11 protein-coding genes, 2 tRNA genes, 1 rRNA gene and 1 pseudogene are annotated in these 14008 nt (G+C 40.1%); 8 read left to right on the top strand and 7 right to left on the bottom strand.

Annotation, left to right across the window (positions count from 1 at the left end; translation table 11 throughout):
• Positions 1-30 precede the first annotated feature (30 nt).
• Entirely contained in the window at positions 31-696 is a 666-nt protein-coding gene (locus DC077_RS08140; RefSeq protein WP_239990275.1) for a restriction endonuclease, read from the bottom strand.
• 614 nt (positions 697-1310) lie between these two features.
• Positions 1311-1400, bottom strand: a tRNA-Ser gene (locus DC077_RS08135).
• 241 nt (positions 1401-1641) lie between these two features.
• Between DC077_RS08135 and DC077_RS11145 the strand changes: the two are divergent.
• Positions 1642-1800 (top strand): annotated as a pseudogene (locus DC077_RS11145) (restriction endonuclease subunit S); the annotation flags it as partial.
• Positions 1801-1871: 71 nt separating this feature from the next.
• Here the strand turns inward: DC077_RS11145 and panD are convergent.
• Complete coding sequence (gene panD / locus DC077_RS08125; protein WP_109202042.1) at positions 1872-2267, bottom strand: aspartate 1-decarboxylase; 396 nt, start codon at positions 2265-2267, stop codon at positions 1872-1874.
• Between the two features lie 444 nt (positions 2268-2711).
• Between panD and DC077_RS10875 the strand changes: the two genes are divergently transcribed.
• Positions 2712-2858 (top strand): hypothetical protein, encoded by a 147-nt coding sequence (locus DC077_RS10875; protein ID WP_157953516.1) that lies wholly within the window; start codon positions 2712-2714, stop codon positions 2856-2858.
• An 82-nt stretch (positions 2859-2940) separates the two neighbouring features.
• Here DC077_RS10875 and abaF read toward each other — a convergent pair whose 3' ends face one another.
• Entirely contained in the window at positions 2941-4248 is a 1308-nt protein-coding gene (gene abaF, locus DC077_RS08120; protein ID WP_109202043.1) for a fosfomycin efflux MFS transporter AbaF, read from the bottom strand.
• Between the two features lie 548 nt (positions 4249-4796).
• Here abaF and DC077_RS08115 point away from each other — a divergent pair.
• Complete coding sequence (locus DC077_RS08115) at positions 4797-5306, top strand: hypothetical protein (protein WP_109217924.1); 510 nt, start codon at positions 4797-4799, stop codon at positions 5304-5306.
• A 204-nt stretch (positions 5307-5510) separates the two neighbouring features.
• Here DC077_RS08115 and DC077_RS08110 read toward each other — a convergent pair.
• Both DC077_RS08110 and pyk read right to left on the bottom strand, forming a co-directional pair.
• Positions 5511-5600 (bottom strand) — tRNA-Ser (locus DC077_RS08110).
• A gap of 80 nt (positions 5601-5680) precedes the next feature.
• Positions 5681-7120, bottom strand: a complete 1440-nt coding sequence (pyk, locus tag DC077_RS08105) for a pyruvate kinase (protein WP_109217923.1) — start codon at positions 7118-7120, stop codon at positions 5681-5683.
• A gap of 276 nt (positions 7121-7396) precedes the next feature.
• On the opposite strand from pyk, the gene hemN reads away from it, so the two are divergent.
• From hemN to nfo, 5 genes are all read left to right on the top strand, one after another.
• A complete protein-coding gene (hemN, locus tag DC077_RS08100; protein ID WP_109217922.1) occupies positions 7397-8773 on the top strand; it encodes an oxygen-independent coproporphyrinogen III oxidase in 1377 nt (458 codons plus the stop codon).
• A 1068-nt stretch (positions 8774-9841) separates the two neighbouring features.
• Entirely contained in the window at positions 9842-10198 is a 357-nt protein-coding gene (locus DC077_RS08095; protein WP_094568363.1) for a DUF485 domain-containing protein, read from the top strand.
• Positions 10182-11870, top strand: a complete 1689-nt coding sequence (locus DC077_RS08090) for a cation acetate symporter (RefSeq protein WP_109217921.1) — start codon at positions 10182-10184, stop codon at positions 11868-11870. The genes DC077_RS08095 and DC077_RS08090 overlap by 17 nt, the downstream gene beginning before the upstream one ends.
• 128 nt (positions 11871-11998) lie before the next feature.
• Positions 11999-12520 carry an N-acetyltransferase gene (locus DC077_RS08085; RefSeq protein WP_109202048.1) on the top strand — a complete coding sequence of 174 codons (522 nt, stop codon included), beginning with the start codon at positions 11999-12001 and terminating at the stop codon, positions 12518-12520.
• Positions 12521-12598: 78 nt separating this feature from the next.
• The gene (gene nfo / locus DC077_RS08080; RefSeq protein WP_109202049.1) at positions 12599-13444 is read left to right on the top strand and encodes a deoxyribonuclease IV; all 846 of its coding nucleotides are present in this window, start codon (positions 12599-12601) and stop codon (positions 13442-13444) included.
• A 440-nt stretch (positions 13445-13884) separates the two neighbouring features.
• On the opposite strand, the gene rrf is transcribed toward nfo, so the two are convergent.
• Positions 13885-13999: ribosomal RNA gene (gene rrf / locus DC077_RS08075) — 5S ribosomal RNA — on the bottom strand.
• Between the last annotated feature and the right edge of the window lie 9 nt (positions 14000-14008).

Here is a 14008-nt window from a genome sequence, read left to right as displayed (position 1 = left end):
AACCATTAGTAATAGTTATCTCATGCAATCTCATGATTTTGGTTGAAAATTAAAATCAACATTTCCACAGTTTTCACACCAATAATAGATCCTACTATTCCTCGAATAGAGCTTTAATAATTTCCCATTATGACAAGCCTTGCAGGAATTTAACTCGGCGATAGAGTATTGATAGTAACTATTTGCAAAGGCTTCTGGAAAATATTTTGCTAAAAGTATAAATAGTTTTTTGCGGTCGATTAAAATTAAAAAATCATCCGCTACTTCTAGAGCTGGCATTGTAAAATAATGTGTTGTAAAAAAGAGCGCATATTGGTATTCGTTCATTGTTGCCCCTTTAAAACTTTGAACGCACTCTTTGCTAACCTGTTCTGTATTTCTTTTAGGATTCCAAGCCTTACATTGAACAGCTATTTCTCTTTGATTTCCAACAAAACCAATAATATCGACACCTTTATCATTTTTACCATCGATAATTTGCGTGCTATAACCCATTTTTTGCAACAATTCCGATATTACATAATTGAAATCATTGGCATTGCAATCATCAATGGTATGAATAATTTTCATCAACTTATGGGCTTTAGCACTATTATTCACATAATCTGTTATTTCTAATAAACTCGGCAAAGAGAGCTGTATTGGTGCCTGCTTTGGTGCTGTTTTAGTCATCATCTTTTTAATAGCTGTGAACATCTTCTCTTTTTCCTCCTTAAAGCTTTTGCTTAATCACACTTAAAAAGTATTCTAATTGATCACTATGTAAATTGATCATCTCATAATCTCCATTTCCATATTTCCATAATGTCCGATATAACTAATATCACGGAAAATATTCTTAGGTTTATCTAATGCTCTCCAAACTACATTAGATAAGAAACACTCTGATTTTTATCCCGCTTATACTCAATCACAACAAAAGCTCGCTTCTCATTGTCAAAAGCTAGAGTATCGAAACGAAATTGCTTTAAGGAAAATTTTGATTTCACCAATATGAAGCCGATAAGCAGTGTTAAATGTGTTTCAAAGAGCTGTTGCATCACTTTTTCAGCTGTTGATAGGTGACGAATTTCCGTCTTTGCTATTCGATTTGCGGCTTGATCTCTCAGAAGAAAGCGTCGATTTCGCTTTGTCCTGACGTAGTATACGATCCAATAATTTGGGAATTTAATTGTTAGATCATAGCAGAATCAAAGACAAATGGCTCAAAGCATACCATTAATCAGAGAGATAGACTCTTCACTCAATTTCACAAGACAACAAAAAACCCTTGGAACTCAAAGAGTTAAACAAGGGTTTTTTGACATATCTGGCGGAGGTGGTGGGATTCGAACTCACGAACGGTTTAACCCGTTGCCGGTTTTCAAGACCGGTGCCTTCAACCACTCGGCCACACCTCCATTTATGTAAGAGTGCTATTATAATGAAAACTTTAAACTCTGCAACTATTTTTCAAAAAAGTGGCTTAGGTTATAAAGAGCCCCATAACGTAAGTAAGGTTGAGTGAGGTTTTTAGTTGCCTATATAAGATCAAGAACAGATCAAGAACGAAATCTCATAAAAAAATAAAAAGTATTGTGCACTCGCCTCTTTAATTGCAGTAAAGCTATTAATGCAAAATAAAAATTGACAATCTTTAGGATCCCCCCTCTTGCCGAACAAGAGAAAATCGCCGAACTTCTCTCCACTGCGGATCAGGAAATTGAGTTACTCCAAGAGAGTCTCGAATACCTCAAAGCTGAGAAAATAGCATTGATGCAACAACTCCTCACCGGCAAATGGCGAGTGAAGATAACGTAAGATGGTAAGAGTTGCCAAAGGGCAGCTCTTTTTTCCCAAGATCGATCTTCTTATAGCGATAGCATCAGAGCCTATATATCCATCTCCTCTAAGCGCCCATGCTTCTCATATTGGGACATTTTATGGACTCTATTATTTTCATCTACAAAGACCACTTGCGGCTTATGCTCTTTTAGCTCTTCTTCACTATAGCCGGAATAAGCCATAATAATGACCTTATCCCCCACCGCAACACAGCGAGCAGCGGCGCCATTTAAGCAGATCACACCGCTATCTCTCGGCCCGGCAATGGTGTAGGTCTCAAATCGCTGACCATTATCGATATCCACAATCTGAACCTTTTGGTACTCCCTGATTCCTGAAGCTTCTAAGAGCGCTTCATCGATTGTAATACTGCCTACATAGTTTAGCTCTGCTTGCGTAACCGTTGCCCTATGTATCTTTGCTTGTAACATTTCTAAAATCATAATTTCCCTTTCACTCTTTTTAATATAAAACAGGCACCCTATATTTAGGTAGGTATCTTAGATAAGTATCTTTTGAATGATCTGTTATATATTTGAAATAAAATAAATAGAGTAGCGCAAAATACCATGGCTAAAAGAGATCATTCCCTCAATCTTCTCCACCTAATATTGTGAACATTATCTTTTTTAGATTAAAGAATTTAAGACGTAAAAAAGACCCGTACCCTCTCATAACACCGCTAATTATACAATCAGAAGTTCGAGAGCACGAGTCTATACAAAAATATGGTACATAAAAAATAAATCTTAAACTTTTAGTAAGTTTCCTGAAAGGCTCATCCCGATAAAATTGTGACTTAGCCGACTATCTCTTTGTTTAGGAGTCATTATCATAGGATTGTTTTCAAGATAAATAATAATTGAGAGAAAAGAACAAGAGAAATATTGTGCCAAAATTATAAAGAGACCATAGCACAGCTCTCAAGTCTGCGGCAGACCGTACAACAAGATGCCGGCGAGAAGATTAAAAATGAAACCGATATTATCAAAACCGATAAAGCAGCGATCGATTTTGTAATCATTTTCATCTAAAAAAAATGGGGATAAAACAATCCCCATTAGTATTTATTATCAATATTCTAAAAAGTATCCATATTATTAGATCATCTCCTTTCTACTTATCATCAAAACTGAGCGAGCGTCCTTTTGTCTCCTTAATTAACGAGATTGAAACAATAGAGATCAAACTCGCACAGACAAGATAGATTGAGATTGGAACTGAACTATTAAAGTGATCTAGTAACGCTAATGAGATAAGTGGCGCCCATGAGCCTGCTAATATTGGTGCAATCTGATAGCAGAGCGAGAGTGCTGTATAACGCACATGGGTTGGGAATAACTCGGTCATTAAAGCGGAGTATGGAGAGTAGGTCATCGATTGGAAGAAGAGTCCGATAATAATCGCTAACATAATAATGCCATCATGCCCGGTATCCATCATTGGGAATGCGAAGAATCCCCAAGTTGCCGTTAAAATGGCACCGATCATAAAAATGGGTTTTCGCCCATAAACATCGCTTAAATGCCCCATCAGCGGGATAAAAAAGACATGAATAAGATGCGCACCAAACATCATCACCAAGATCTCTGTTGTATCTTTATGGACGACTAACTTAAGATAACTGATCGAGAAAGTTACCACCATGTAATAGAGAATATTCTCAACAAAACGAGTTCCAATACCGGCTGCAATCGCTTTTTTATGATATTTCAATACCTCGACAATACCGAGTTGCTTCTCTGCCTTTAAGGCTTGCTGTCGCTGAGCCTCTTTAAATACCGGGGCATCATCAACACTTTTACGAATCCATAAACCGATCAAGACCACAACAGCGGAGAACCAGAAGGCAACGCGCCAACCCCAATCTAAAAATTGCTCTTGGGTTAATAATGTAGATAAGAGTAGAAGAATAATGGTCGCCACAAGATTTCCTAAAGGAACGCCTGCTTGAGGCCAACTTGCCCAGAAACCTCTTCGATCCGGCGGACTATGCTCAGAGACTAAAATCACGGCACCGCCCCACTCACCACCAAAAGCAAAACCTTGAATTAAACGAAGAGAAACAAGTAATACCGGCGCCCAATAGCCAATGCTATCAAACCCTGGGATTGTCCCCATCAAAAAGGTGGTAATCCCCACCATGATCAGACTAATTTGCAGGAGCTTTTTCCGCCCATACTTGTCCCCAAAGTGTCCAAATACAATGCCTCCAAGTGGTCGAGCTAAAAAGCCGACTGCATAGAGGGCAAATGCAGCTAATATTCCATCAATCGCATTCCCTGTCTGTTTAAAAAATACTTGTCCAAAGACTAATGCGGATGCCGTACCATAGAGAAAAAACTCATACCACTCCGCTACCGATCCTACCGTTGATGCCGCAACAGCTAGCTTCAACTCCTTTGATGCTTTCTTCTTTGCCATTCCTCACTCCTTACCTTATTTATTGTTATTTTTGTTATTTCTACTCTCCTCATGCCCAATATTTCAAATAGACATGTCGATCTAGAGTCTAAGATTTCGCCCTTTTACGCTTGATAAAAAAAGCAGTAAAAGTTGCGGATTTTGGCATAGGAATTAACTTAAAAGGAGAAAATGTGATAAAAAACCGATCCTTTTTCTTCCATCTTGAGCACTATTTTTATTAATAAAAAAAATCAATAGCAGTAAGTTATTGATTAGTATCTGTTTTTTCGTAACTTATTAATTTTTTAATGCGAAATAGATAAATTTGGCAGTAAAATAGCCCCTCATTCCATAGATGTGAAACGTTATAAGTCGATAGTGATTATCATTTGGTAAATTTCACTCGATGATCTGATCTCGTGATTTGTCGCTATGCAAAGATATTATGGATGGCACAACAGATATTCAACATTCAATGCTCCGCGTTCGTTGGATCTTTTGCAATATTTAGATTTAAAATTTAACGCGGTAATTTTATACAGCCATTTCGATACAGTAATTAAATAATGAAAAAAAGTGCTCTAACTTATCTCACCTTAACGACCACCTTCTCTTTAATCTTAAGTGCATGTGGCACCTATCCTCAACAACCTTATCCTTATGTTATCTCTGGAGCACCGATGCCTTCCACGGAAGTCTCATTCCCTACAGAAGATCGGACAGTTGCAATCTTTGATACGCCGGCAATTATGATGCCTACAGGAAATTATGGAGAGGTTCATACCACAAAATCGAGCAGTACTTCCGGTAGTAGCAATACTGACACTCAAGGAAGCTGTGTTGAAAATGAATCTCATGACTTTCATACCAATGGCGTCAGCAAAACGCGCAAAAGTAGTTGTAGCAGTAGCTCTCAAACCAAAAGCACCAGCAAAATACGTTCTACATCGAGCAGTGTCGGCTTTAATGTCGGTGGACCTGTCGGTGCGGCATTGGGGATGATTCGGCAGATGGAAGAGATCAACAATATCCAAGAACAGAATGCCAATGAGATGTTCAAAGCTTTTGGATTTTAACAAAAGAGGTTAAGTCTTCTCGGTGGGCATAAGTGTGACCAAGCATCCATTTATGCTCGATTATTTTATCGATCTTTAGTTACTATTTAATTGAAACGTTTAATTGATGTTTAATTTGTCTTTAACCGAGGTTCAATCGTCATTTCTCTCTTTCTATTTTAAAGATAGAAAAAAACCCTTAGCAAATGCTAAGGGTTTCTAATATGGCGGAGGCGGTGGGATTCGAACTCACGAACGGTTTAACCCGTTGCCGGTTTTCAAGACCGGTGCCTTCAACCACTCGGCCACGCCTCCATAGGTAAGAATGAATATTATAATGAAAAGTTATGACTTCGCAACCTATTTTTCATTCTCACTCCTTTTTTGACCGCTAATTAATCAATCGTCACAATACGAAGACAGTTTGTACCACCTTGTTGGAAATTGAAAGAACCGAAGGTGACTAAGATACGATCCCCTGATTCCACCGCATTTTCTGCTTTTAAGACGCTCACCACTTGACGTTGAATCTCATCATCGGGAGAAGGTTTAAAATCATAGAAAATTGGGGTTACACCACGGCAAATTGTCAAACGTCCACAGGTATCTTGATTACGGGTAATACCATAGATCGGTAGATCCGTCGTAATGCGACTCATCAAGAGCGCTGTTGTTCCTGTCTCTGTTAAACAAGCAACTGCTTTAATATCAAAGTGATTCGCTAAAACGATGGAAGACATGGCAATCGCCTCATCAGTGCGCTCAAATTTGAAAGGTTCCTCTCTTAAAGAGTACCCCCCTTGCAAACCTTGTGCATACTCCACTTCACTCTCTGCGCCTCGACAGATCTCTGACATCGCCCGAACGGTTCTAACGGGATATTTCCCAACAGCTGTTTCTGCAGAGAGCATAACGGCATCTGTTCCATCAAGCACGGAGTTGGCAACGTCCATGACTTCTGCTCGCGTCGGCGATTGATGTTCAATCATCGATTCCATCATCTGTGTTGCTGTAATCACTGCCTTATCAAGCTGACGCGCACGTTTAATAAAACGTTTCTGAACCCCAACGAGTTTCGCATCTCCGATCTCAACACCAAGATCTCCACGCGCAATCATAATGGCATCAGAGGCTTCAATGATCTCATCAATATTCTCTAATGCTTCTGTTCGCTCAATCTTTGCAACAATACCGGCTTTAGAGTTCGCTGCTTTTAATAGCTCACGCGCCTCTATGATATCAGCGGCAGTTTTAGGGAAAGAGACAGCGATAAAATCTGTATTAAAACCTGCGGCACAGATGAGATCTTCTTTATCTTTCTCAGTTAATGCTGCCGCAGAGAGGCCGCCCCCTTTTAAATTAACCCCTTTTCGATTTGAAAGCGGTCCGGCAACAACTACTTTAGTCTGAATCTCTGTCTCTGTAACGCCTGTTACATCTACAATAATATTGCCATCATCTAACAGAAGCGTATCGCCAATCTTCACATCATTAACCAACTCTTTATAAGCGATACCAACACGCTCATGATTGCCGGCATCCTCATCTAATTGGGTATCGAGTACAAAGACCTGCCCCTCTTCGAGCTCAACCTTCCCTTCAACAAAATTCTCAATACGAATTTTAGGCCCTTGAAGATCCGATAAGATCCCCACACGAACACCTAATTTATCAGCGATTTCTCGTACCGCTTCGGCACGTGCCTTATGTTCTTCATGCTCGCCATGAGAGAAGTTGAGACGAACAATGTTAACCCCTGCTTTAATAATTCCCTCAAGAACTCCAGGTTTATCCGTTGCAGGACCTAATGTAGCTACAATTTTGGTACGGCGCATCTTAATGACTCCTCTTATGACCATAAAAAACAGATTGATACTGGGAGAGACTCCCTAATAAAAGTATACCGCTAATTAGATCATTTCGCTTAAGAAAACAGGAGAAAAGCATCATCATCCGCTCCTTTACGTTATAATGAAATTGAAATTATGAGTTAAAAACCATAAAAACATCACTAAATACTGGGTGAGCAAGATCATCAGGCTATTTTAATGAGATCTTCACCCTTCATAGATCTTCGAGCAGAAGCTTATCATTAGAGAATATAGAGCATTATGACAAATAAAATATTTAATGAAGCCCTCATCGCGAAATACGATAAAGCGGGTCCTCGCTACACCTCTTACCCTACTGCGGTTCAATTTACCGAAGCATTTGGGAACAAAGAGTATCAACAGGCGGCAGCTGAATCTAATGCTAGAAAAAATCCGCTCTCTCTCTACTTCCATATCCCCTTTTGTGCAACCATCTGTTTCTACTGTGGATGTAATAAGATTATCACCAATAATCGTAAGCGATCACAACCCTATCTCGATCGTCTCTTTAAGGAGATGGAGATGCAAGGAGAGCTCTTTAATAATCGAGCACCGGTAAAACAACTCCATTGGGGCGGTGGTACACCGACATTCCTCTCTCACGATGAGATGCGTTCACTGATGGAGAAGACCAGAGAAGAGTTTAATCTCCTCTCTGATGATGAAGCGGAGATCTCCATAGAGGTCGACCCACGTGAAGCCGATGCGGATACCGTTCGCTTCTTGCGCTCTATCGGTTTTAATCGCTTAAGTATGGGCGTACAAGACTTTGATGAGAAGGTTCAGGTCGCCGTCAACCGTATTCAACCGAAAGAGATCACAATCGAAACATTAACCGCCGCACGCGAGTCAGGTTTTAATTCAATCTCTCTCGATCTCATCTATGGATTACCTTTCCAAACGGTCGATAGTTTCAATCGGACACTCGAAGAGGTGATTGAACTTTCACCCGATCGACTCTCTGTCTTCAACTACGCACATATGCCCCATCTCTTTAAAACACAAAAGCAGATGAATCCTGAAGATATGCCCTCCCCTCAAGAGAAATTACTCATCTTAAAACAGGTGATTGAGCGCTTAACGGATGCAGGATATGTCTATATCGGTATGGATCACTTTGCCAAACCGACCGATCAATTAGCCATTGCCCAAAAAGAGGGATTACTCTACCGTAACTTCCAAGGTTACAGTACCCATTCAGATTGTGATCTTGTTGGAATGGGAATCTCTTCGATCTCTCAAATTGGCGATATCTATGCGCAAAATGCCAAAATTATGCCGCAATATGAAGCGATGATCGATCGTGGTGAGCTTCCCATTATGCGTGGAGTAAAACTGACGCAAGATGATCTGATTCGCCGCCATGTAATTACAGAGATTATGTGTAACCTTAAATTGGATCTCGATAAAGTGAGTGAAGATTTAGGTATTGATGCACGAGAATACTTCAAAGATGATCTTCCTGAACTCAATGCCATGCAGGATGATGGGCTCATTATTATCGAGAATGATCGCTACTATGTTCAAGATGCTGGTCGACTCTTAATTCGTAATATCGGTATGGTTTTTGATGCTTATCTACGTAAAAATGATAATCGATTCTCAAGAGTTATCTAAAATAGTACAAAACATTCCTCAATAGAGGAATAAAAATAGAAATAATTTAGAATCAATAACTTAAATAATATTTAATCGGGCGTTAGTTTCTCTCTAGTTGAGAAGTTAACGCCCGATTTTTATTTCTGAGTTGCTATAAAAAAAGAGCTGTGATAGTTTTAAGCTATCCACTCTAGGAGAACAAATGTGCGCATAGAGATCCAAAAAGGACGGAGTCGCACAAGTAGGAGGCAGTATATAGGTGATTAGCAAGGGGTGAGGGGGGTCGATAAACGATTCTCCCACCGCTCTGCTAACTCTCAATATTACTCTCTTCAAGTAATCGAAATACTTACATATCAACTTGCTATCTAGAAAGGAGACCATATCGAATGGCGTAAGAGTGATATTGGCATCTCCCCCTCACTCCCTACATAGGCGCTTGAGGCAAAATAAGAGACGTTAGCAAGAATGTAAAAAGCCACCGCTTTACTCAAAATGTACTAGTAGTTATCAATAGTCACTAATAGTCCTTGTTGAAGAGTAAAGCAGAAGAGTTATGGCTTGAAACGATTACAAAGAGGAGACACTCCTCTAAAACGTAGTAAACCCAAATTGTTCCTTTACAGATTTCAGATAATTAATGGCAGAGATTAGATCAGTGATCTAAGACTCACCCTTAATGGATCATGGAGTACTGATAAAAGCAGAGATTAAGATTGAGATATTAAAAAAATAGAGAGATAAAGGATTAACAACGTTGATCAATATGCAATTGAAGTTTGATCAATACTTAGAACATCATTAGAACGCTATTAGAACAAACACTCAATATTACGAATCGCTATCTTAGATAAATCAATCCATTGATAAATCAGATAGCAAAAACAGATGGATAAAGGTGGAGCACAACTTTAAGAAGATCGATCGAAGATCTCACCATTTTTATTACCTGTTTAATCTTTTATTTTTAATTCAGTTTTTCATTTTTATTTCGGTTTTATTTCAGTTTTATTTCAGTTTTATTTCGATTTCAGTTTGCAGTAACTTTTTTAATACCATCACTATCTAAAATACGAGGAGGATATTATGTCCAATTCAAATCAGGAGAATACGCAGCGCGATTATGATGCAATGACAATCGCGATTAGCAAAAATCCTAAATTCTATGACGTTGTCAGAAGAAAGCAGACCTTTAGCTTAACGCTGCTCGCACTCACTTTAGGACTCTATATCCTATTGATGTTAGCGGTAGCATTTGCGCCAAACCTAGTTGGTATGCCGATCTCTAAAGATTCGGTAACAACTTGGGGGATTCCAGCAGGTTTCTTCCTTATTATCTGGACAACTATTTTAACGGCGCTCTATATCAGCCGTACTAATAAAGTCTATGACCCGATGACTGAAAACTTAATTAAGGAGGCGGCAGATGAAACGCTTAAATAGATCATTAACCGCAAGCGCGATTCTCTTATCGCCGCTTCTAACGAGTGCATTTGCACAGCAGGCAGGTGAGAAGAACTGGACTGCTATCATTATGTTCTTTGTCTTTGTTATTGCAACGCTCTGGATCACCTTCTGGGCTGCGAACAAGACAAAGTCTGCCTCTGACTTCTACACCGCAGGGGGTGGACTCTCGGGATTCCAAAATGGATTAGCAATCGCCGGGGATTACCTCTCATCAGCATCTTTCCTTGGAATCTCGGCAATGGTATTTACCTCAGGATATGATGGTTTGATCTACTCCTTTGGATTCTTTATCGGCTGGCCGGTGATTCTCTTCCTTATGGCAGAGAGATTCCGTAACCTAGGTCGCTTTACCTTTGCTGACGTTACGGCATATCGCCTTAAACAGCGTCCTATCCGTATTCTTGCAGCTTTCTCAACAATGGCAATCGTTCTCCTCTATCTCATTGCGCAGATGGTGGGTGCCGGTAAGTTAATTGAGTTACTCTTTGGTTTAAGCTACGGTTTTGCGGTAATGATCGTTGGTGTCTTAATGGTGATGTATGTTCTCTTTGGAGGAATGCTTGCAACCACTTGGGTACAGATGATCAAAGCGGTATTGATTCTCTTTGGTGCAACTGTTATGTCTGTTGTTGTTCTCTACTGGTCTGGATTTGACCTTGGAACACTCTTTAAACATGCGGTTGAAAAGAGTCCAAATGGTATTGATATTATGAAACCAGGTCTTCAATTCCCTAATCCTATTGATGCTATCTCATTAGGGATCGGTCTTATGTTTGGTACCGCAGGGCTTCCTCATATCTTAATGCGCTTCTTCACCGTTAAAGATGCAAAAGAGGCTCGTAAATCTGTTCTCTATGCGACAACCTTTATTGGTTACTTCTATCTTTTAATGTTTATCATCGGCTTTGGTGCAATCGTCTATGTTATGGGTGTTCCTGAGTATATGAGCGGTGACTCCTTAATTGGTGGAAACAACATGGCGGCAATCCATCTTTCACATGCGGTAGGTGGTAACCTCTTCTTAGGATTTATGTCTGCTGTTACCTTTGCGACCTTAGTTGCAGTTGTCGCGGGATTGACCTTATCGGGCGCATCAGCAATTAGCCATGATATCTATGCAAATGTCATCATGAAGGGTAAACCTGTAATGAAGACTGAGTTAAAAATTTCCCGCTATACTACGATCGCGTTAGGAATCATTGCAATCCTCTTAGGGATCCTCTTTGAGAATCAAAACGTTGCCTTCGTTGTAGGTCTTGCATTCTCTATCGGGGCTTCAGCTAACTTCCCACTCCTATTCCTCTCTATGTATTGGAAGAAACTTTCAACGCGTGGAGCTGTTATCGGGGGTGCTGCAGGTTTAGCATCAGCGGTGATCATCATTATCTTAGGTCCTGAAGTTTGGGGTAAAGTCTTAGGAAATGGCGATGGCATTATTCCTTACAACAACCCTGCACTCTTCTCTATTCCAATTGCCTTTATTGTCACAATGATCGTATCGATTAATGATAATTCTGCAGAGGCAAAAGCAGAAAGAGCAGTTTTCAGTACACAATATGTTCGTTCACAAGTGGGCGGAGAAGGTATTGCTGAAGCAATTCAACAGTATCGTCAAGTAAACCACCCTGATTTTAATAAAAAATCATAACAATAAGAACTCTCTAGTAAAGGAGTCATCTTCCGAGTAAAATAGAATTCGTTCGACTTTACTCGACTCTTATATAAGCACTTCGAAAGAGGTGCTTTTTTTTCAACAAAATATCGTAAGAGAAAAAGATGCCTAAACAGATTCCATCAAAAGAGACTACAACAAGCGCTAATATCGATCATGAAGCGTTACTTATTCGCCCGCTCAGTCGCCCAGAAGATTTTCACTCTCTCATTCAAATTTGGTTAGAGAGCTCTATTGAAGCACACCCCTTTATTTCAGAGTCCTACTGGCGCTCTAAAGCCGCAGATATCTGCAATATCTATCTTCCGGCAGCGGATACCTACATGGCAGTTATTGAGCGAGAGATTGTAGGGTTTTATGCAATTTATCAACAACAGTTAGCAGCACTCTTTGTAAAACCAGAAATGCAACATCACGGTATTGGAACCCGCTTACTAGAAGATGCTAAAGAACGATTTGCATCACAATGGGGTCATTTAGAGACGAAAGTTTATAGCCAAAATCAGCGAGCTGTTCAATTCTATCTTCATCATGGATTTACCATTCAAAACGAGATAGTAGAAGAGGCTACTCAAGAGGTTGAGCTTATACTTTGCTATCATGCTGCAGATTATCCTCAAGATTGAGGAATTAAATCGGACAAGCAGCCCTTTTCTCCCCATTTTCTCGTACAATAGGGAGGATTTTTTAGAAGAGGATTGAATATGACATATTATATTGGAGCACATGTCAGTGCTGCCGGAGGTGTTCAAAATAGCGTCAAAAACGCTCATGAAATTGGTGCAAATGCGTTTGCCCTTTTTACCAAAAACAATCGCCGATGGGAAGGTCCCCCACTTAAACAAGGGGATATCGACAACTACAAGCGCTTTTTGGAGGTCTACAAGTACTCTCCTAAACATATTCTTCCCCATGCAAGTTACCTTATCAATCCAGGTCATCATGATCCGGAACAACTTGAGAAATCACGCAGAGCACTTCTTGATGAATTTCAACGTTGCGAACAATTAGGTATCGAGCTCATTAACTTTCATCCTGGAAGTCATCTTAATAAAATGAGTGAGAAGGAGTGTTTAGCCACTATCGCCGAGTCGATCAATATCATCCTCGATCAAACAACGGGGGTTACAGCTGTAATTGAGAATACGGCAGGACAAGGAACAAACTTAGGTTTTGATTTTGAGCATATCGCACAAATTATTGATGATATCGAAGATAAGAGCCGAGTAGGTGTCTGCATCGATACATGTCATGCCTTTGCAGCAGGCTATGAATTGCGGACAGAAGAGGGATGTGACGAGACCTTCACCCAATTTGATAAAATTATTGGCTTTGATTATCTAAAAGCGCTCCATCTCAATGACTCAAAAGGGGCTTTTGCTAGCCGCGTCGATCGGCACCATAGCCTAGGTCAAGGAGAAATTGGTGAAACACCATTCCGTTACATTATGCAAGATGATCGCTTTCGTAATATGCCACTCATTTTAGAAACCATAGAACCAGCGATCTGGAAAGAAGAGATTGCATGGTTAAGATCATTAGAAAAATAAGCCAAAGTTTTACGATAAAGTCTCTAGATAAAATTCGTCAACTATAACGCATCCACTTAAAACCTACATCGGATCATTCCCATGTAGGTTTTTTTACTACCGACACAAAGCAAGTCACTCATCAGAGGACATCAAAGATGCCGACCGGCGGGCATGTAGTTATGATAAGAGTGAGATAGTCGACTCCCACTACTCAATAAATCCTCTTATGAGTTCAAACACTAAAACAAACAGAGGCGGATGAGTTGCCGGATCTTACTACTGCATTCTTCCAATAATCGCGTGCCGGCAAGAGACATCGAAAATGCCCAAACTGCGGGCATGCGCTGGCTAAAAGAATGAAGTAGTTGGCTCCCGCAGCTCCAGGAGCTTTCTTAAGAATAAAAAAATCCAGACAAAGAAAAAGCTCCTAGCTAATTAGCTAGGAGCTCTTAATGAAGCCCTGGGGTTGACCTACTCTCACATGGGATCTCCCACACTACCATCGGCGCTGCTACGTTTCACTTCTGAGTTCGGGATGGGATCAGGTGGTTCCATAGCGCTATTATCCCCAGGAAAACTGGT

It is taken from the genome of Ignatzschineria cameli (assembly GCF_003121895.1).
Classification (GTDB): domain Bacteria; phylum Pseudomonadota; class Gammaproteobacteria; order Cardiobacteriales; family Wohlfahrtiimonadaceae; genus Ignatzschineria; species Ignatzschineria cameli.
Note: the sequence above shows the minus strand (reverse complement) of the source record. Positions and strands in the feature narration are given on the sequence as shown.

Bases quoted from the DNA above. Each gene is read 5' to 3' on its own strand.
- DC077_RS08140 (WP_239990275.1), bottom strand. From the start codon at position 696: ATGTTCACAGCTATTAAAAAGATGATGACTAAAACAGCACCAAAGCAG.
- panD (WP_109202042.1), bottom strand. From the start codon at position 2,267: ATGATTTTAGAAATGTTACAAGCAAAGATACATAGGGCAACGGTTACG.
- abaF (WP_109202043.1), bottom strand. From the start codon at position 4,248: ATGGCAAAGAAGAAAGCATCAAAGGAGTTGAAGCTAGCTGTTGCGGCA.
- DC077_RS08115 (WP_109217924.1), top strand. From the start codon at position 4,797: ATGAAAAAAAGTGCTCTAACTTATCTCACCTTAACGACCACCTTCTCT.
- pyk (WP_109217923.1), bottom strand. From the start codon at position 7,120: ATGCGCCGTACCAAAATTGTAGCTACATTAGGTCCTGCAACGGATAAA.
- hemN (WP_109217922.1), top strand. From the start codon at position 7,397: ATGACAAATAAAATATTTAATGAAGCCCTCATCGCGAAATACGATAAA.
- DC077_RS08095 (WP_094568363.1), top strand. From the start codon at position 9,842: ATGTCCAATTCAAATCAGGAGAATACGCAGCGCGATTATGATGCAATG.
- DC077_RS08090 (WP_109217921.1), top strand. From the start codon at position 10,182: ATGAAACGCTTAAATAGATCATTAACCGCAAGCGCGATTCTCTTATCG.
- DC077_RS08085 (WP_109202048.1), top strand. From the start codon at position 11,999: ATGCCTAAACAGATTCCATCAAAAGAGACTACAACAAGCGCTAATATC.
- nfo (WP_109202049.1), top strand. From the start codon at position 12,599: ATGACATATTATATTGGAGCACATGTCAGTGCTGCCGGAGGTGTTCAA.